We start from the raw sequence: 20,408 nt of genomic DNA on the forward strand, positions 1-20,408 counted from the left end.
TTGAAGATATTTAGTAACTGTTTTATAATCTAAACCTGTCTTCTTGAAATTTCAGATTTACTTAAGTGTAATGATTTAAGATATTTAACTTCCTGAATCTTTTCATGCTTTTTAAATAACCTCTCTTGTTGTTTTTGTTGAATCTTGGTTAGCTTTTTATTTTCTTGTTTTTCTGTGTTGCATATAAATGCTTCGTTTATTTTAATTCGTATCCCCGATGAATATTTTCTAATAAGTATATTTTTTAATACATTGAAGGCATTATTAAGTAAATGCCATTTATCTACTATTTGTTTGGCTTCAGGTATGACATTACTTATTGCTTTATAATATGTTAAAGATCTATCTCGCGTAATGATTTTAACATTGTTATGCTCTTTAAGCCACCCTTCAATTGTTTGAAGGTTTCTGTCCTTAAGAATATCTATAGGTTTCCTTGTTTTTAAATCACATATTAATGTTCCATAATTTGTGCCTTTTTTAAAAGCCCAATCATCAATTCCTATTTCTGTGTAATCTGAATTTATTTTTATTTCAGTATTTTTAATAATTCTTATTGCGGTATCAGCACTAAGTGGAGTAAATAATTGGCTAATAATTTTAGATGCTAACTCTGCACTTAATACAAAAACTATTTTTTCAATTTGTTTATTAAGTCTTTGGGTTCTTCTTTGATATCTTTGAACAAAGTCAGTATGTCTTTCTGTAAAAATCTTTAAATCGCATTCTGAATTAGTGCAAAAGAATTTTCTTGAAATAATATATAGTGTTGTTTTAAATGCTGATATTGGTAAATCTGCTACTTTTCTAATATATGTGCTATGAATTTTAAAACTTGGAGTATTACATTTGGGGCATAAGCATTGTTTTGAATTTGAAATAATTGTGATTTCAATCATATTATCATGAATTTTTGTTTCTTTTACAGAGTAATTTGGTTGGAATATTGTTGTTAATATTTTCAAAATAACACCTTTCTAATTTAAAATAATTTATCTTTATTATACCATTTAGAAAGGCAAATTCCTTTCACCAAATTTGCGGGAGAACCCATTTTATTTTACCACTTACAGACATGTAAGTGGTAAAATAATTTGCATTTTTTAATTGATTATTTGATGAAATAATGTGCTGTTTAACAATAAAGATAGAGGGATAATTTTTTTCTAAAGACCTTGATTGCCATTCTTTAAATTCAGTGATTACTCTATCTGTTATTATGCTTACCATTTCAGCTGAGACTTCAATACCATATAAATCTTTTATTTGTTCATGTATATCTCTGTAAGTGGTAAAATAAAATGGAGAGATTTCGGAAGTTAAAAATCCCGAAAATTTACCAGTAATATATACAGCAACTATCTTCTCCTGTTAAAATTTAATTAGTTTAAGATAACAGGGGGAGATATTGTGGGAATCATAAATGGTAAAAAGAAGGGATGGAGATTGTTTTCTGAAATCAAAAACCTAAAGGGAAATGGCTTGAAAAAGTCTCAAATTGCAAGATATCTGGGGGTGGATTACAAAACGGTTAGTAAATACTTCAACATGACACCTGATGAATTTGCAGATTTAAACAGAAAGAGAAAAAAGAAAAAGCTTGATATCTACAAGGATCATATACTTGAATGGCTTAGCACTTATCCTGATTTATCATCGGCTCAGATAACTGACTGGATTAAAGAAAGATATGGCAATGTTCCGTGTTCTGAAAGATCAGTAAGGGCATATATAAGTTCCTTGAGAAGTGAATACAAAATACCAAAGCAGGGACACAAAAGACAATATGAAGCAGTAGAAGAATTAGAAATGGGATTCCAATCACAGGTGGATTTTGGTCAGATTTGGGTTGATACTATAGATGGCTCAAGAATAAAGTTGTATTGTTTTGCCATGGTTCTATCACATTCAAGAATGAAGTTTGCCTACTGGCAGGCCAAGCCCTTTACCACCACAGATTTTGTTGAAGCACACGATAAAGCATTTGAATTCTTTGGTGGAAGAACTAAAGAGATTGTTTATGATCAAGATAGGCTTCTTGCAGTTGATGAAAACTTTGGTGATGTAATATATACTGAAGAATTTCAAAAATATATGGACTTTATGAAATTTAAAATTAGATTATGTAGACCATATGACCCAGAAAGTAAGGGAAAAATAGAAGCGGTAGTAAAATATGTTAAGAATAATTTTGCAAAACATAGAGTTTTTGAAGATATAGATTCATTTAATAAATCCTGCTTAGAATGGCTCGATAGAACAGGTAATGCAAACGTTCATGGGACAATAAAAAGAATACCGAAAGAAGTGTTTGCACTCGAAAAACAACACTTAATTCCGGTATCCCCAAAACAAAATTCACCTAAGAACATTTTAACCTATGTCGTTAGAAAAGACAATACCCTATTGTATAAGCAAAATAGGTATCAATTACCCAAAGGAACTTATGAACCTGGTAAAAAGGTTAATGTTGTTATCGAAGGTGAATTTATCAAAGTTTTGGATATTGAAAAAAATAATTTAATAGTTAAGCATAGGATATCCAATGAAAGGGGGAAGTTGATAAAACTTTCGCATCCTGAAAGAGATAGAAATACTGAACTTGATAAGCTTTATGATGATGTTTTTAGATTGCTTGGCTTTTCAGAAGAAGCTAAAATCCTGTTAGATGAAATCAGAAAAGAAAAAGCAAGATATTTTAGGGATCAATTAAGTCTTTTAAAAAAAGCAGTAGAAGGCATTGATGCTGATGTAATTAATAAAGCTTTAATGTATTGCTTGGAAAGAAGGATGTATTCAGCTACGCTTTTTAAAGAAGCGGTTGAATATTTCAATCTTAAAGAAAAAGAAAAAATAGGCACAGAAAAACAGAAAACAAATCCTATCCCTGAAAAATACAAGAATGTAAAACCTGACATAAGAAGCATTGAAGAATATTGTAAGATAATTGGAGGGATAGGGCAATGGATAAGATAAAGATAATCAAAGATTATGCGAGGAATCTTAAGCTTGGGTATATACGGGATAACGTCCAGAAGATTATTGATGATGCAGATAATAAAGATTTATCATACCATGATTTGATAATAGAGCTATTAAAGGGTGAGATAGAGCAAAGAAATAGAAAGGCACAGGAAAGAAGGCTAAAACAGGCTGGATTTCCTGTGATAAAAACAATAGAAAGCTTTGACACAGAGTTTCAAAGATCAATAACTAAAAAGCAGATAAACAGGCTTTTAGAGATGGACTGGATAGATAATATATATAACCTAATATTTTTAGGGCCACCTGGAGTAGGTAAAACGCATCTTGCAATAGCACTTGGATACAAAGCTGTTGAAATGGGATACAAGGTAAGTTTCACAACGATGGACAGGCTAATGTATCATTTAAAAACACAGGATATATCAAGGAAAAGCAAAAGTAAAATAAATAGGATATACTCTTCAGACCTTGTCATAATTGATGAAATTGGATATTTACCGATTTCACATGAAGAAGCAAATATGTTTTTTCAATTAATATCAAATCTACATGAACAAACGTCAATAATTATCACATCTAATAAAGGGTTTGAAGAGTGGAGTGAGCTTTTGCAGGATGTAGCATTAACCACAGCTATATTGGACAGGCTAACCTACCGATGTGAGATTTTTAATATGACAGGCAAAAGCTACAGGTTGGAAAACAGGAAGTCGCTATTTAATGATTAGATGGAAAAATTTCGGGATAAAAAATTTCCGAAATTTCTCCAAAAGTACTTGCCGATTACAATATATTTACTTGTTATGGTAATATATTATTTAAAATTACATTAATAAAAAGGTGATTAGCATGAAAATAAAATATAAAAATATAATTATGACAGGTGGAATCTCATTATTTAATAAAAATAACATAATACACGAGTTGTATCCAGAATTAACAAAAAAACATATACTTGAAAAGATAAATATAAATAATATTATAAAGGGAATTGAAAATAACCCTAACAAAGTAAGTGCTGAATTTTCAATCTTGTATGCACTTCAAAAGCAAAACGAATTACAAGATAAGCCAAATATAACAATATTACATACTGACACTATAAGCGGTAAAAAAGCAGCTGAAATCAACAAGAAAATTTTTGAAAAGCTTTATGATGCAAATGTTAAACTAATAAAAATCGATTATGTAGATGTAAATGATAAAATTAAACTAAATAGAGCATTAGGTAACTTTATGCAAGAAATATCATCCGAATTATTAAAATACAACACAATAGACACTTTTTTTGCTCCTATAGGAGGATATAAGCTCATTACATATCTTGGATATGCTGCTGGATCTTTTTTTGGTTATTCTACAGGATACATATATGAAGATGCTATCGTCCTAATGAAAATACCTCCTATTCCAATAAAAATAGACATCGAAGCACTGCTTACTCATTTAGAATTAATAAAAAAAATTAATAATAATTTACAGGTTGACATAAATGAACTAAATAACAAAGAAAAAGATTTTATTGAAAACAACTCGTTTTTCTTTGAAAAAGTAGATATAAATAACACCACATATGTAGCATTAAATGCTTTTGGCATATTTCTTCTTGAAGATTATTTACAAACAAAAAAATTTGTAACTAAAGAAGTGCAAAATCTTATCTCTCAAAATCCTGAAGCAAAACATTTTATTTATTCTCAAATATTAGAAATGGTAAAAAAAATAAATTCATATAGTAAAGGCAAAGACAATAGCTCCGCTTTAATTGGTGTGTTATTTCACAATAATAATTATGGATTTAATTACCCTAATTTATATAAGGGTTCGTCGAATGGCAAATATTGTTTCAGAGCTCTTTGGGACAATGATATTGATGGAATAAAAATATTTAAAATATGGCTTGACCATAATAAATATCAGTTGGAGTGCAATCAAATAAAAAACAATCCCTGCTTACGTGAAAAGTATAAGTCTAGTTTTTTATTTGAACTTAATGATTATTAAGAAAAGAGGGGGATTAATTTTCCCCTTCTTCATAAATTCTTCTCCAGCAATATAAACTATCAATGATTTGTTTTCTTAGCCATCCTGGTTCAAGTAAAACTACTGATGGCCCCATCTCCCTTAACCAACGTTTAAACACAGCAATATCTGAAACCTTTGCCTTAATTTCTATATAATCATCAAAGCTTTTTTGTTCTATTATGTTTTTTCTTAATAAAAACCTTATTGCCCTCTCCTTTGCGTTTTTTTCGTTATAAACCCTAAGTTTAACATAAGTTATTCTTTTGCCGATTCCAAAGCTTGTATAAATTTCATCCATTGTTTGTTTTTTTATACATTTTTCATTATATATTTTTACGATGTTGTCTAAATCGATTATAAAGCATCTTCCCTTTCTTACAGCCTCAAGATACCACCTTCCAGCATCATCTTCGTATAAAATCCTCTGCGGAATTATGCTCATTTTTTTACCAGATTTTAATTCTAAAATTATTCTATTTTTATTATCCATAGCTTTATAAAGTTCTACAATTATTCCTTTATCAAAGGCATTTAAGCTTATATACTGTTTTATAATCCTTCTTTCTGACAGTTTATTTAGTTTATCATAATATTCTTTTTGAGATGCAAAAATCTTTTCTTTTATGCTATTTAATCTTTCTGAATTAGATAAACTTAAAATTTCAAAAAGCAAAAACCTTTCCTTTTCGCTTAATTGCCCTATTGGTTCATAGGATGCTACGTCGTTAAATATTAGGACCTCAACGTCATCCTTTAAAAATTCCATATAATATTCTGTATCTGGAAATACATCATCATCTTCTAAAAATGAATCGGCAAAATAAATATTGTTGCCATCCTCATCATAAAGCTCTATATTCCAAAAGTTTAAAAGGTTTCCTCCGTTTTTTAAATCCATTGCAAAGAACCTTTTCAAATTATTCTTTTCAATTCCTGTTATTTCGCTTAATTCTTTAATTGTCTTTGAGCCATCCTCAAGGGCATTAATTATCTTTATAAGATAATACGCCTCATCCATCTATATCACCATACCTTTTTATCATAAGATCTAAATCTTTGATTACATCTTCCCTAAGCCTTCTTGGTTCTATTATATAGGCGCTTTTTCCAAATCCCCTTATCCATCTTTTTATTTCTAAAACCCCTCTTACCTTATCCTTTAAAATATAGCTATCTTCTGTCTCAATTATTTCTGCGCTTTTATGCACTGCTTTGTATTTTATAAGTTTTTTATATATAAATTGTTCTTTATCAAATCTGATTATTATATCCTCTAGCTCCTCTGGAGATACTCCAAAGCTTTCTTCAAACAAGTCTTTATTAAATCCGCTTAAACTGCCTTCTACAATCTCTACTTGAATTATTTTATCTAATCTATATAGGCTAGTCCTATTATTTTGCACAACCAAATACCACATATCCTTATAGTCTAAATATATTAATCCAGAAGGATTTACTGTTAAATCGATAATATCCCCTCTATTGCTTTTATATTTTATCTTCAATGCCTTTTCTTCCAAAATCGCCTCTTCTATTATTTTTAAAATCATCTCATCGAATATGATAACTCTTCGATTGTTTACAGAATATATCCTTTTACCGTTAAAATAAATCCCCTGTTTCTTTGCCTGAAGTTTTATTTTATTATAAATTCCCTCTACCGTCTTGGGTTTAGAGGATATAAATCTTGCAACATCTAAAAATATTAAAAGGTCCAATATTTCATCATCATTAAGATTATCTGTTATATTATTTAAAGGTTTTATTAAATTAGAACTTTTATCATAATAAATCAAACCTTCTTCAGCCAAAAAGTTTATTATGTTATGATAAGTAGTATTACCCCAAATTATACCCTTTTCCCTTGATACGATATCATACAAAAGCCTTCTGTTTATTCCGTTTTCATACTTTTTAACTTCATGCAATACGGCAAGCTTTTGCATGTTTTGATAAAGCAAAAGCTTATTAAAGGAATCATAAACTTCCGGAACTTTTTCTACACAGATTTTACCCTTCCTCACTATAATTTCAAATCCATTTTGATTGTATTCCGATATAAAATCCTGTATTCTTCTTTTTTTAAATCCAAACATTTTAGTCAAATCATCAATCGTATATTCTCCAGAATGATTGATTAAAAAATATAATATTTTTTGTCTGTAAAAGGCAAGCTCCTGGCTACTTGATTTAAAAGCCATATAATCACCCCAAAAATTATGTCGCCCTATGGCGACTATGATTCGATTAGCCTAATCTTTACCCAACCAAGGGGTTTGTAAATTTTACCATTTTTGATTATAATTTTTCTTGTTTTAGGAAATAAGTCGTTATATATCCTTCCCCTATATATTTGCTGTAGTTTTATTATAAAACGAGAATCTATATTTCTAACTACTGTTTTTGGTAAATACCCAGTTGAAAAACCGATTTGTATTATAAATTCATTCGGTCTAAGTTGCTGTTGCATACTTTTTAATTTTCTATAGAAACTTACTAGCTCATCTACATGATAATTTGAATAAAATTCAATTTCTTTATCAATATATAAGTCAATATCATTTCGTATCTTATTAACTATACCTTCAACAGTATCAATGGATTCTATTTCTCTCTTCGCTATGTTTATGTTTTTAAAAGTTTCAAAAAATCCTTGTGATAACTGTCCCTTTAAAATAGTGCCTTCCTTAAAAGCTTCCACATAAATAGATGTTGCCCCCTCAATATTGTCCACGTTTCCACTCCTTGTATACCACTTTACCCTGTTATTACATATATTCATAACCTTAACATCATAAAGCTCTAAATCTGAATAATCCTTTGTTTCAGTATCCGATATTCTTAATAATCTAAATGGAGAATTATTGGGACTGCCAAAAATTCTTTCTTCTGCTTTATTATCTGCTTGTTTTTCTGGGTTTCTAATTTCATTACTTCTTCTAGCAGTTTCATCAAGAGAGATCTTATAATCATTCTCCCTATTTAACACCCTTGTTAAACTTGAGCGTATAGCACCTTTAATAGTAGAACCTGGAATGTATGGTTTCCCTGAAGTTTTTGTTATTTCCTTTATTGAATTAGGTTTAAAACTCGTTCCATTTAATGATAATTCATATTTTACATAATTCAAGTAATTATTTATGCCAATTTCTTTTAATTTATTTTCTAAACGAAAATCCCTACTATTATAATCAAAGGTAAAAAACGCATCAATATATCTTCTGCTATTCTTAATTAGTTTCATGATATTCATTACATAGACTTTGTCATTTCGTCTATCATATATTAATTCAAAGCCATTTATATTGTTTCCCGATGTCACAACCGTAGGACTTATTATTTCCATCTCATACCTAAATTTTTTGATTTTCATTTTAACCCTCCAATCCCAGAGGAATAACAAAGGCTTTACCGTATTTTATAACCTTATGGGCATTAAACCCTTCTGGCGTATCGTCAATTATATTACCTAAAAACTTACTTTTTAGAATGCTTCCTTCTTTGATAACTTTGTAAAGCATATGTCTTTTTGATGTTATATAAGGTGAATATATATATCCTGTTCTTTCAGTTATTTGATAGGATATTAAGTCATTTAGATTATCTTTATTATTTGGAATACATAATGATAATAATAAATAATTCTTTCCTTCTTTATTATTAATATTTATCTTTTCAAAGGATGCCTCAAATTGTCCGCAGCCATATGTTCTTTCACCGCCAATTCCTTCATCTCCAAGAAGCTTTACTGCTGCAAATATTTCTTCTTTAAATTCTTCATTTACATCTAAATAAAACCAAAGTCCACATCCTTCATTAAATCTACAACAGCTGTTGTAATAAATATTGGTTCCATTGGTAATCCTATCAATTACAACCCTTGGTCTTTCTTCTATTTTATATATATCCTTATCTATATCCTTTGAGAGCAATAGTTCTCCTTTGATGAATACGTTGTTGCTTTTTCCAAATAAAACTTTTTCAGATATAAATTTTATTTTCTTTTCCTTTTTAAAATCCTTTACATAGTCTAATAAGCTTATGCTCATTGGCCTTGGTAAAAGGTATTCATCATCGATATAGTAAAATGAGGATGAAACCAAAAACGGTTCTTCACCATTTATAAATTTACTTACTAAATCATTTGTTTTCGCTATGCCAAATAAATTATGATAACAATTTATTATCCCAGAAAATATGGTATCAGAATGAATAGTAGTCTCAGTAAGATTAAATACACCTTCCCTATATCCTATATGAATAGGTGAAGTAAAATTTAATTTTACCCTATATCTCTCCATAATCATCATCCTAATCCTATAAGTTTATTTTGTCTAAAGAATCCGCATTAGCAACCAATTTTTCTTCTTTGCTTTGGCCTTTATAATATTCAATATCTCTGAAGGATATCTTTATATTCTTAATTGCAACCTGACCATAACCACGGCTTCCTTGTCCTCCTAAATAGTCATCCTGTAAAAGTTTTAAAGCAGTTATCAATTCTTTAACATATTTATTTCCATCTTCATCATATACATTAACAACCATAGAAGCATTAAATCTTGCTCCTGCTGGGACTCTTTCTGTTTGCCTTGGGTTTGCAGCTGAAGTTATTCTATCCAAGTTGTTTTCAAACTTAACTTCTGTAAATTCAAGGTCCATATTTTCCTTCATTTCGTCAGTTATGCTCTTTTCATCAAGCAAAGCATCTCTTACGATGAGTCTAGTTGGCATTACAACTTCTGAAAAATCTACTTTTCTAGAATTTCCTTCATCATTAACAATTACATCATGTTCGCCATGATTTCTGCCAAATAAATTACAAACCGGACAATCTTCTTCCCCACACATATGCATAACTATTGAATCTCTTCTTTGTTCTTTTTTAACGGAATAAACTAAATTATTTATATTAATTTTATCATGATAAAATTCCATTAAACTTCTTAATTTGCCTTTTAAGCTGCTACCTGGAATATATGGTCTTCCAAAAGCGTCCTTTATAACCGGATTATCAACACCACCAATATCTAAAGTATTTCCAGCTGTCCCAATATGTAATCCTGTTTTAAGTTCTATATCAAAATTAACAATATACTTACCTTTAAAAGTAACTTCCTTAAAACTCATAATATCCCTCCTTAAAATTACTTGCCGCCAAAGGCTCTAAAATATGCAATAGTTGCTTCAAAAAAGTCTTTAAATCGTTTAAGTTCAGCTTCCCCACCGCTTAAAGTCTTATCTATCAAATTATAAAAGCTCTCTTTAAAGTAACTAAATTCTCTAAATCTTCCAGATGTATATCCTATTTGCGCCTTTAAAAGTCTAAGTTTGTATTGGTAGTTCTTCTGAGCATCATATTCTATCTTCTTTATTTCAGAAAACAACTTTCTTATCTGAGACATGGAAACTTTTTTGTCAACAAGTTCTCTACCAATTTCCTCTGCTTTTCTAAAAAGCATTTCTCCACCTGCATCTCTTGGATTTAAAATGCTTTGCGCATCGTTAACATTTATAGGCATTTTCGTCCCTCCTAACTTCTTGTTTGTAAATCAGCCCAAATTGTTGCCGATTCAAGATTTTTATAAAGCCTATTTTGTTTATTTAAAATAAGATTTAAAAGTCTCTTTAAATCATCCTTTGATTTTCCATATCTTTCTTCAAGCCTTGCCATATAATACACAAGCCTCCACGCTTTAAATATCTCTTCTTTTTCTTCCGCTTTTCTGCTTTGATATGAAATTGAATGGAAAATGTTTAATATATTCCTTGTAACTTTGTTTACTAAAACTTTTACGATTAAATCTTTTATTTCCTTATGACTATTAAATTCTTCCCATCCAATGGCTTCTCCAAATAGAAAAATAGCATCCTTTGCTTTACCATTTCTTTCATATTCCTTTGCTTTGTCTAAGCTTTCTCCAGTCGCTATACCTACCCTGTATATAGGGAATTTTTTATCAGGGGTTATTTCTATTGCCATTGAAACAGCAATATTTTCATTGCCACCCGAATATTCTTTTAATTTTTCTTTAATCAAATATGCTACATCAGGTAATTCACTCCAAGGACCAACTAAGAAAAAGTCATCCCCACCGGAATAAACAACACTACACTTTTTATATTCTTTTTCTATAAATTCTTCCAAAAATTTTCCAAAAAAGATTTCAAGTTCACTAGATAAGGTTGCAACCCTTGAAATAGACTTATTTTCTCCTAAACCATCGTGGAATATCTTGCCTAGATTATCCACATCCCCCCTCAATATTCCCCATTTTTTAACTCCTTCAGATTCATCTGCAACATTTTCGAGCGTTGCTACGCCATTTTTATTTTTATATACATAATTTGCTGTTTTAATATAAAACATTGAATTTTTAAAATCCGCTCTATCTTTATTTATTGCATAGCTTTTCTTGCTACCTTGATTTTCGAACTGCATATCTATGCCAAAGCATTTGAAAATATCAAAAACATTATTTATGTTTCCTATTTTAGCTTCTATATTTTCCATACGAATATATGAATATTTAGAGAGCTTATCGCCTAATTCATTGAAAGAATTACAAAAACTACACTCATCATTTTTAATTCCTCGTCTACAATACGGACATATATCATCTAAAAGCTTTGTTGGCTTGAAAAATTCGTCATTTAAAATGCTATTAAATTTTCTGTTTTTTTCCTTATATAACCTTTTGCCAACACCATCGAAAACTTCTGAGAAATTTGCTGTAGCTAGCTTAGAAACGCTGAATTTTTCTGCAGCAAGTAGAACTGATACTTCTAGATTGTGAGCTTTATAAAAGACTTCATCTATGTATTTTTGATATTGCTTAATTCTATCCATAGACTTTGCAGGAAGTAATATATAGAAATGTCCGCCGCCTGAATATAGTATATTGCTTAAACTAAGTCCTTCGTTTTTAATAATATATCTAGCAATGATATCTAAAATATATGCAACATAGAAGGATCTTCCTCTTAAGGACTTTAAAGCACCCTCCATATCAATATTAAATATAAAATCTTGTATTCCTGAAATATCACCTTTAAGTAGGCAGAAGACCTCATCGTTTATGATTTGTTTATTTCTTAGTCTAGTGAGCAATGAATCTATTGCCCTTGAATCTCCGTTTATTATTTCATCTTCATACTGCCTATAAATACAACTTGCAATAGCTGCTGTTGTGCTAAGATGAGAAAACAAACTAATATCTGGTCTTGAATAATAATATGCAGATGGAATGTTTTGTGTAAATTCTTTTAATATATAATAAATCCTTTCATGATCTTTTTCATCCTTTATTATTTCTTTAAACTCCTTCCATAACTTTTCATATTCCTTTTCAACACTTTTTTGTTCATCATCAATTAATTCATGATAATCAGATGCTTTTTTTAATTGTTTATACTTTGATTTTGTTGGTTTCCCAATATTTACAAGAGTTAATACGGATATCAAATTTTTTACATTTTCATCTTTATCATCTATTCCTTCCCTTTCACCCGCCGACAGCATATCTGCTATTCTAACTATTTTTTCAATTATATTTGAAGGATTATGGTGATTTCTAACTGTTTGAACAATTTTACTGTTTAAATTTAAATTTTCACAAAAATAAGCTCCCCATTCCTGGTGCCTTGGTCCATAGGCATTTTCTGCTTTAAAAATGCTTTCATAGGCCTTATAAATTATTTTCTTGTCCTCTTCAAGCTCAGTTCTTTGATAAAATTTACCAATGTCATGTAAAAGGGCTGAAAGATATAAGTCTTCAAAATTAAAATTACTATTCAATAATATCACTCCCCTCCTCAATCACATATTTACCAAGGCCAAAGGATGTGTTCTTACCTATATGGGTAAGCTCTCCAGCAATAACAAGCTCTTTAAAGTTATTGATATCACTTGAAAAGCTTATTCTACCCTTTATGCCTCCAAGCTTCATAGCACTTTTTTGTCTTGAAGAATACCTTTTAAACTCCGTCCAATAGATATTTTTTTCAACAATTTCACCTAAATCATCTGTTTCAAAATTGTTTATCATCCTTCCTTCTAAGGCATTTAAAATACTTATGCGCCGTTGAAGGGAGATTATAAAATCCTTAAATTCTATATCATCAACAAGCTTGTTGTTTTTCATAAATCTAAAAGGAGTAATAAATTGGACAATTTTAATATTATTTATCTGTTTTTGTCTTTCTAAAATATAATCACTTAGTTTTAATATCATTAGGTTTTCCTTAAAAAACACACCATCTTTAAATATTAGCTTATCCTCTTTGTTATATATACCATCTAATCTATATTTAGCTCTATTTTTTCCAAAACCTTTTTCCCCTAATTTATCAAAGGCAAATATAAACTGGGGAATATAATTTAAAGTTTTTGCGAAAATAAGAAGGTCAAATTGGATTATATCCCCTTTTTTATATTCATTTTTATAATCCATGCACTCTATAACAAAACCCGGTGAACTTGTATTAGCATTTTTTGTAAAGGGAAGTTCTACTTCTAACTTGGGATTCATTATATTTTGAACAACGCAATTTTCTCCCATTAAGCATTCTTTACATTGCCCTTTGTTTATACAAAAATAAGAAATTAATACTGCTCCCATACCACCCCTTAGGGCCGAATTTTTCTGGGTTGGAAGATAGGAGTCCTCTAAAAGTTCTATTTTGAATCTAAGCCTTGTCCATCTTACATCAAACAAAAATATCACTCCACTTTATATAATCTAAAATTTACATGTTTAAAATAATGAATATTTTTTATGCTTCCGTCCTCTCCTTTATAATTCTCATATTTTCTAACAGTTGTTGCATAAACAGGGATAAAGCCCTTTTTAAAGGCCCAATTAACCATGTAAACTGTTGCTCCAAAGTCGCCTTGAATTAAAACAAAGTCCCCTTTTCTTAAATTATCTTCTATAAATTTTTTAAAATCATCAAAATAAATCTCGGTAAATTCACCTTCCGGTGGAACATTTGACCACTTTTGCTGCAATTTTTCAGGAAGTTTTATAAATTCCTCTATATTAAACCTTTCATTCGCCTCTTTAATTTGCTCTTGTGTTAAATCATGAGAAAAAAGCAAAACCATCCTCTTCAAACTAAACCCTCCAAGATTATTTTACAATATTTTTCATTTCTAAACAATAATATCCAAATAATTTTTATTTATTCCCATAACTTGTCTATTTGAATACTTTGTATTTTGAAAAGTATAGATTATTATCGAATCTTCATTAGGTTTAATCATCCTATTGAGCTCCATTTTTAACTTTTTTAAGTTCCCTTCGGTAATCTCACCTTCGAAAACCGAATTTTGCACCCAGGTTAGGTATTGTCTACATTTTTTTAATATTTTATTTACCCTCTTTTCACCTACATCATAAACAAGTATCACAAACAAATTACCACCTCACAACAAAGGGTTGGTATTCCTCATCCTCCGTTATATGCTTTTGGATTTTATAAAGTTCAAGACGGACTAATCTTTTATAGCTGACAGATGCATTTAATTTTTGATGTTTGAAAACCGTTTCAAGCTTTTCGTTATATTCTTCTATGAATTTTTTCTTTCCGTTTTGATTTAGTATTATTCCATTTAATTGATTTTCAAAATCCTTTGAGGATAAAACATTTTTGTTTATAAGGGAAAATATAACCCTATCAACTATAGAAGGCTTAAAAATTTCTGCAACGTCTAGGTTTAATGTGAATTTTCGGGTATTGGTGGAGTGAAGATAACCTATTCTTGGATCAAGCTGAGTTTGGTATATTTCACCTAATACAGAGGTGTATAATAAAGAGTTGCCAAAGCTAATAAGAGCATTTAATTTGTTTAATGGAGGCCTTTTACTTCGCTTTTCAAAGACAAATTCATCCTTTTTTATTATTTTATCAAAACATTTATAATAAACATCCCTAATATTCCCTTCATTAGCCATTAGTGATTCTATATCTTTAGCCTTATTAATACCCTCCTTGTTTTGCCTTATATCCTCAATCTCCAATTCAACATCACAGCCTCTATTTTTATAATACCTAAGCACCACCAAAATATTTTCAACGGCACCTTCAACAAATTTTTTTGCAAGTTTCAATCTTTTTTCCTGGTCTAAATAATGTTCAGCTTGTTTTAAAGTAACAAATCCAGAGTTTAAATGTTCCCTAGGATAAAACGTCCCAACGTAATAGCCGTAAAAATTAAAAAAGTGAATTAATATCTCCTTTTCCGAAGCAAACTCTAAAAATCTTTTGTTTATGTCAACTTCTCCAAAAATCCATATATTGTTTATATTTTCAACAGGAAGATATTTTTTGCCTTCATTTCCTTCAAAATAAAGGGTATTATCCTTTCTTTTTAGCTCTCCATTGTTAAAAATATAAATATCCTTTTTCATGGCTCCTCCTTAGGAAAAACAATATTCTTTATAAGCACAATTCTTGCAAAAATTAGTCTTAACTATTTTAGGCGGATGCGGTTTGATTACAATATCCTCTATTTCCTTTAAAATTTTTGCAAGTTCCCTTTCCGCATCATCGCAAAGTTCAACTTCTATACTTTTTCTCTCTTCGGGGAAATTTAGTATGCCTTTTGCTTTGATATTAGCTTCCTTTAAAATCTTTAAGTAAAACATGAGCTGCCACTTTGAAGCATCTTCAAATTTCGAAGACTTTTTTGTTTCACCAATTATAAGTTCATTTCCCCTTTCATACAAAAGGTCAAACACAACATTGCCAAATCTTATTTCCTTTTTGTCCCTCTTGTAATAGTTCTCATGTATAAATCTTCCTATATCTATATTTTCATCATGTTGATCCGGAACTATTCCGTGGGACATCAACCAGACTTGTCTTTTGCATATTTTATAATACCAAATTAAAGTTCCATTTACCTCCAATGTATCACCTCGTAAAAAATTATACTTTAAATGCCATTCACATTTTTTTGCACTAATATTAGATAGGTTATAATGTATCATCGTTAGTGCCTTAGAGAAAGTAAATTGCTTCAATCCCTCATAGGTAGGCTAAGAACCAACGAAGATTGGGTAGTGATATTGGACGAATGCCAGTTTCAATACCTCATAGGTAGGCTAAAAACCTTGCTGCCGTTACAGGACAACCTTACGAGAAAATTGTGTGTCAATCCCTTATAGGTAGGCTAAAAACCGACATTACTAAAGGAAATTATAGTATTGAGATACGTGTCAATCCCTTATAGGTAGGCTAAAAACCGACATTACTAAAGGAAATTATAGTATTGAGATACGTGTCAATCCCTTATAGGTAGGCTAAAAACTTGCATTTACAAATCATGGAAGCTAATGTAGTATATAGTGTCAATCCCTTATAGGTAGGCTAAGAACGTAAATTTATGAGGCATTGTATTTGCTAAATGAGCATGTTTCAATCCCTCATAGGTAGGCTAAGAACGCAAGTTACCACAAAGCACTATTAATGTTGATTATGAGAGTTTCAATCCCTCATAGGTAGGCTAAGAACCATTTTTTATGAGCAAACTTTGGCTTGCAGAGCTAAGTTTCAATCCCTCATAGGTAGGCTAAGAACTCTTCAATATTTGTTTTTATATATGTTGAATATATAGTTTCAATCCCTCATAGGTAGGCTAAGAACGAGTGAAGGATATAGCTTCGAAAATTCAATTGAGAAAGGGTTTCAATCCCTCATAGGTAGGCTAAGAACTCCTAAATTTAATGATTTAACTTATGATGATTACGGTTTCAATCCCTCATAGGTAGGCTAAGAACAGAGAAATTCTAAAACAAAAAATCCAGCGTGGTGAAGGTTTCAATCCCTCATAGGTAGGCTAAGAACCAAATAGTGAAACAACAGTATATACTGTTCCTGCAAAGTTTCAATCCCTCATAGGTAGGCTAAGAACCAAAATGCAAACGGGGATGTTGAAAAAGCAGAAAAAGTTTCAATCCCTCATAGGTAGGCTAAGAACGTAAACCTAAACTCTTATTTCTTTTTTTATAAGACTCAGTTTCAATCCCTCATAGGTAGGCTAAGAACTATCTTCAATTCTACCTTGAGTCTCACATAAAATCTCGTTTCAATCCCTCATAGGTAGGCTAAGAACTAAGAAATTAGTTTATGGCTTATGTGAGCGTTGTGGGTTTCAATCCCTCATAGGTAGGCTAAGAACCCGTTCAATGCTTATTATAACTGGGTTTGAAGATTTTGTCAATTTTGAATTTTTTGTTAACAAAATCTTCAAACCCTTGAAAATACTCATTTTCTTTTGTCGTCGATCCCCAGCACTTTTTGCAGGATTGGAGGTCGACGACAAAAATAAAATTAAAAGATATCGTAGGATTTTTCTTGCCTTATAAACCCTATTTCCTCGTTATAGCAATCGACTACCCTTTCCCTTGGTAAAATATAAAGTCCAAATTGCTCATCAAACAACGAATGGTATTTTATAGGCAAAGATACGGTATAATCCCTTATTATATTTTTTATCTCTAGGTATTCCCTTCTTCTATCATAATAATCCGTTAATTTTAACATATCACAATATCTTTTAAAGGTCGACTGTGCTAAATCATCATATATTACAAATGCATCCATAAATCCCGGATTATCTTCTATTAAAGAAAATTTATATAGTGGAAGGGCATCTTTAGTCTCTTGAGAAAAATTCAATGTTTTTATTGAATTAATAAACTTTTTAGACTTTTCCTTTGACCTATCCTGCTGAATTAATTTAAAATAATCGGAAACTATATCAAAATATTCCCCCTCGCTGTATTGGAGCTCTTTTAATATTTTCTTTGTTATTTCAAGGGTTGGAATCCCGTATACATACTTACCAAAACCAAAATTTAAAACATCATTATCTTCTGGAACCAAGGAATAAACATAAACTAATCCATTATCCTTTAAACCGTTTCTATTACATCTTCCGGCACATTGAATAATTGAATCCAAAGGACCTATATCCCTTATTACAACATCAAAATCAACATCAACCCCTGCTTCCACAACCTGAGTTGAAACTAATATTATCTTTTCACCTTTATCTAAAAGCTTTTTTATATTCTTTATCCTTTCCCTTCTATGAATAGGTATTAGATTAGTGGACAAATAAAATACAGGTCGGTTTAGTCCCTTTAGGTTATTATATACATCCAAAGAAGAACTTATAGTGTTGCAGACTATTAAGTAGGATTTATCCTCTATTCTTTCTTTAAACTCATCTAAAAAAGTGCTAAGCTTTTTGTTATTTAGCTCAGGCAAAAGAGTTGTTCTGTTAAACATAGAAAAATATTTTTGGTTATCCTCTAAAAGCTCTATTGAATTTTTTAATATGTATGGCTTAGTTGCCGTCATCATTATTATCCTTAAATCATATATTTCACATGCCCTTTCTAAAACAAATTCAACAAGAGGGAGCAGTGATATATCTATGGCCTGTATCTCGTCTAAAATTATAATTGAACCTTTTAAATTTATTAGCTTTTTTAACATCCTGTTTCTTGTTCCTATTAGCGTTTCAAATAGCTGAACAAAAGTAGTTACGACGATTCCGCTTGACCAATTTTCAATTAAAAGCTCAGATTGTAAATTATCAAAGTCATACTCATCGCTTTCATATTTTATATTTGCAAGGCTATGATGTTTTAACAAATATCGTCCTGATTCCTTCTCAAATCCTTCTATATTTTTATGAAGCCTATAAAGAACATCATAGTTTTGCTCTATAATTGAAGTAAATGGAAGGGAATAAATAATCCTTCTATTGTCCCCTAAAAGCTCCCTTAACTTCACTGCTGCGAAAAATCCAGCAAAGGTTTTTCCTGTTCCTGTTGGTGATGTTATTGTAAACATCTTAGAATTTTTATAGTTTTTTTCTGTATTTTTTTGTATTTTTTCAAATATCTCACTTCGAATTTTATTTATATCCATATCTTTGTTTTTTAAACCCTTTTCCCTTTCCCTGTTTAAAACCTCAAACCCAGCAAACATTTCATTTGGTATTTCTATTTTTGCTGCACTTAGTTTATCCGCCGAAATCAAGGCAGAATAAAGCATTTGGTGGATAAAATATAGATTTTCTTTTTTAGCCATTTCCATTTTAATTTGAAGTTTTTTTAGACTTTTTAAAACATCCACTATATCACAGCTTAAAAACTCTAAAAAGTAATCCTCAAAATTTAAAAGACTATATTCTTCTTTAATTAAATCCTTGTTTTTAACTATATCATTAATTTGCTCTTTGGCAATCTCTATTTTTTCTGCTAATCTAAAATCGCTATCTAATATCACCCTCATCGTAGAGGGTAAATCTTCAGATATATTTTCTAAATCACCATGATGATGCAAAACTACGCTATAGGATATTAAGGGTAGGAAACTATCCTCTCTAAAACTTTTTAAACTGCAAAAGGCAGCAAACAATGCTGATAAAAAGCCATGGTCTGTAAATTTTCCCCTCTTTTTCGTATTAAGATACCTTTGAAAATATGACGTAAACTTTCCAAAGTCATGGCAATAGGATATTATTTTAAAACAGGGTTTAAATTCTTCATCTATTTTATCTTGGTTTATCTGATACACTTCTTTTAAATGTTCAATCAACCTTTTACCCGGATGAGAACAAAACATATTTTTCACCTCTTAAAAAAGGTGCCATAAGGCACCTACATTAAAACTATTTTTTCATCGTTTATTTCATAATAGTATGAGTTTAGCTTCACCCTAAGGGGTCCCCCATTTTCTTCAAAAATATAATCTTCAATCTCCTTAATTATCCTATCCTTTAAAAAGTCCCTTGGCATTTTTTCTTTAACTATAATGCCCTCTATATTTACATCAAGTCCACCTTCTTTTATGAGGCTCTTTCTTATTATAGAGGATATTTCTACAAAATCTTCATCAAATTTAAGCTTACCTTGAAACCTTCCTTTAAACTCTAAGGACAAATTAAAGGATGCAACACCTAAGTAGGGAACATAGTAAAACCTGTTGTTCTTTAGTCTATCTTCTAAATCCTCCATTATTCTTTCATCAATATGATTTACATAAACCCTATATCCTAAATTACCTTCAGAAGTTACAATTTCAAAGGGAACCTGAGTGTGTTCCTTTGGCTTTATAACATGACTTATCGACGTTGCCTTTATATAGTTAAGGCTCTGGACTATCTTCCTTGTAGGTGTAAGTTTTTTAAGTCCAATGTTTAATTTTTGGCTGTCTAATATTTCGTAATAGCTATCCCTTTCATAGCCTAATATTGCTGCGATAAGACCCTCTATTGTAGTCCTTGGAGGCACGGAATAGGAAAGGGATGATGAATTTGTGTAAAACTTTCTAAAATGTGCAAACTTACCCTTTAAATCAAACACCAAAAAGTCCAT

The 20,408-nt window shown here is 30.3% G+C and carries 19 protein-coding genes and 1 CRISPR repeat array; of the genes, 3 read left to right on the top strand and 16 right to left on the bottom strand.

Translation table 11 applies throughout. The annotated features are described in order from the left end of the window. Positions 1-29 precede the first annotated feature (29 nt). Positions 30-965: an ISL3 family transposase gene (locus Q3V94_RS05635; RefSeq protein WP_303525861.1), complete on the bottom strand. Its 936-nt coding sequence runs from the start codon at positions 963-965 to the stop codon at positions 30-32. Positions 966-1,029: 64 nt separating this feature from the next. Then, on the bottom strand, positions 1,030-1,362 hold the full coding sequence (locus Q3V94_RS13670) for a transposase (RefSeq protein ID WP_368506508.1): 333 nt from the start codon (positions 1,360-1,362) through the stop codon (positions 1,030-1,032). Positions 1,363-1,410: 48 nt separating this feature from the next. Between Q3V94_RS13670 and istA the strand changes: the two genes are divergently transcribed. From istA to Q3V94_RS05655, 3 genes are all read left to right on the top strand, one after another. Further along, positions 1,411-2,976 carry an IS21 family transposase gene (gene istA, locus Q3V94_RS05645; RefSeq protein ID WP_303525862.1) on the top strand — a complete coding sequence of 522 codons (1,566 nt, stop codon included), beginning with the start codon at positions 1,411-1,413 and terminating at the stop codon, positions 2,974-2,976. Next, positions 2,964-3,713 carry an IS21-like element helper ATPase IstB gene (gene istB, locus Q3V94_RS05650; RefSeq protein ID WP_303525863.1) on the top strand — a complete coding sequence of 250 codons (750 nt, stop codon included), beginning with the start codon at positions 2,964-2,966 and terminating at the stop codon, positions 3,711-3,713. The genes istA and istB overlap by 13 nt, the downstream gene beginning before the upstream one ends. Before the next feature lie 121 nt (positions 3,714-3,834). After that, a complete protein-coding gene (locus Q3V94_RS05655; RefSeq protein WP_008910005.1) occupies positions 3,835-4,989 on the top strand; it encodes a hypothetical protein in 1,155 nt (384 codons plus the stop codon). Positions 4,990-5,002: 13 nt separating this feature from the next. Here the strand turns inward: Q3V94_RS05655 and Q3V94_RS05660 are convergent, their stop codons facing one another. The 14 genes from Q3V94_RS05660 to cas5b all read right to left on the bottom strand — a co-directional run bounded on the left by Q3V94_RS05660 (position 5,003) and on the right by cas5b (position 20,408). Next, complete coding sequence (locus tag Q3V94_RS05660; protein ID WP_008910004.1) at positions 5,003-6,028, bottom strand: WYL domain-containing protein; 1,026 nt, start codon at positions 6,026-6,028, stop codon at positions 5,003-5,005. Then, entirely contained in the window at positions 6,021-7,211 is a 1,191-nt protein-coding gene (locus tag Q3V94_RS05665; protein WP_008910003.1) for a YafY family protein, read from the bottom strand. Before Q3V94_RS05665 ends, Q3V94_RS05660 begins: the two co-directional genes overlap by 8 nt. Before the next feature lie 35 nt (positions 7,212-7,246). Continuing rightward, positions 7,247-8,383, bottom strand: coding sequence for a type III-A CRISPR-associated RAMP protein Csm5 (csm5, locus tag Q3V94_RS05670; RefSeq protein ID WP_008910002.1), 1,137 nt, complete (start codon positions 8,381-8,383; stop codon positions 7,247-7,249). 1 nt (position 8,384) lies between these two features. After that, positions 8,385-9,311 (bottom strand): type III-A CRISPR-associated RAMP protein Csm4, encoded by a 927-nt coding sequence (gene csm4 / locus Q3V94_RS05675; protein WP_008910001.1) that lies wholly within the window; start codon positions 9,309-9,311, stop codon positions 8,385-8,387. Between the two features lie 16 nt (positions 9,312-9,327). Next, on the bottom strand, positions 9,328-10,140 hold the full coding sequence (gene csm3 / locus Q3V94_RS05680) for a type III-A CRISPR-associated RAMP protein Csm3 (protein ID WP_303525864.1): 813 nt from the start codon (positions 10,138-10,140) through the stop codon (positions 9,328-9,330). A 17-nt stretch (positions 10,141-10,157) separates the two neighbouring features. Continuing rightward, complete coding sequence (gene csm2 / locus Q3V94_RS05685) at positions 10,158-10,532, bottom strand: type III-A CRISPR-associated protein Csm2 (protein ID WP_008909999.1); 375 nt, start codon at positions 10,530-10,532, stop codon at positions 10,158-10,160. 11 nt (positions 10,533-10,543) lie between these two features. Further along, positions 10,544-12,808: a type III-A CRISPR-associated protein Cas10/Csm1 gene (gene cas10, locus Q3V94_RS05690; RefSeq protein WP_303525866.1), complete on the bottom strand. Its 2,265-nt coding sequence runs from the start codon at positions 12,806-12,808 to the stop codon at positions 10,544-10,546. Further along, on the bottom strand, positions 12,801-13,727 hold the full coding sequence (gene cas6 / locus Q3V94_RS05695) for a CRISPR system precrRNA processing endoribonuclease RAMP protein Cas6 (protein WP_303525868.1): 927 nt from the start codon (positions 13,725-13,727) through the stop codon (positions 12,801-12,803). Before cas6 ends, cas10 begins: the two co-directional genes overlap by 8 nt. Before the next feature lie 5 nt (positions 13,728-13,732). Then, complete coding sequence (gene csx20 / locus Q3V94_RS05700; protein ID WP_303525963.1) at positions 13,733-14,116, bottom strand: CRISPR-associated protein Csx20; 384 nt, start codon at positions 14,114-14,116, stop codon at positions 13,733-13,735. A 48-nt stretch (positions 14,117-14,164) separates the two neighbouring features. Further along, entirely contained in the window at positions 14,165-14,428 is a 264-nt protein-coding gene (gene cas2 / locus Q3V94_RS05705; RefSeq protein WP_040306816.1) for a CRISPR-associated endonuclease Cas2, read from the bottom strand. 1 nt (position 14,429) lies between these two features. Beyond that, positions 14,430-15,422: a type I-B CRISPR-associated endonuclease Cas1b gene (gene cas1b / locus Q3V94_RS05710; RefSeq protein WP_008909994.1), complete on the bottom strand. Its 993-nt coding sequence runs from the start codon at positions 15,420-15,422 to the stop codon at positions 14,430-14,432. Positions 15,423-15,431: 9 nt separating this feature from the next. Then, positions 15,432-15,923, bottom strand: a complete 492-nt coding sequence (cas4, locus tag Q3V94_RS05715) for a CRISPR-associated protein Cas4 (RefSeq protein WP_008909993.1) — start codon at positions 15,921-15,923, stop codon at positions 15,432-15,434. A gap of 107 nt (positions 15,924-16,030) precedes the next feature. After that, positions 16,031-17,194: a CRISPR direct-repeat array (repeat unit 30 nt; unit sequence GTTTCAATCCCTCATAGGTAGGCTAAGAAC). Positions 17,195-17,346: 152 nt separating this feature from the next. Then, positions 17,347-19,656 (bottom strand): CRISPR-associated helicase Cas3', encoded by a 2,310-nt coding sequence (gene cas3, locus Q3V94_RS05720; RefSeq protein WP_303525872.1) that lies wholly within the window; start codon positions 19,654-19,656, stop codon positions 17,347-17,349. A 35-nt stretch (positions 19,657-19,691) separates the two neighbouring features. Beyond that, complete coding sequence (cas5b, locus tag Q3V94_RS05725) at positions 19,692-20,408, bottom strand: type I-B CRISPR-associated protein Cas5b (protein ID WP_303525874.1); 717 nt, start codon at positions 20,406-20,408, stop codon at positions 19,692-19,694.

Origin of the sequence: Caloramator sp. CAR-1, from assembly GCF_030546345.1 — a bacterium.
Taxonomy (GTDB): Bacteria; Bacillota; Clostridia; order Clostridiales; family Caloramatoraceae; genus Caloramator; species Caloramator australicus.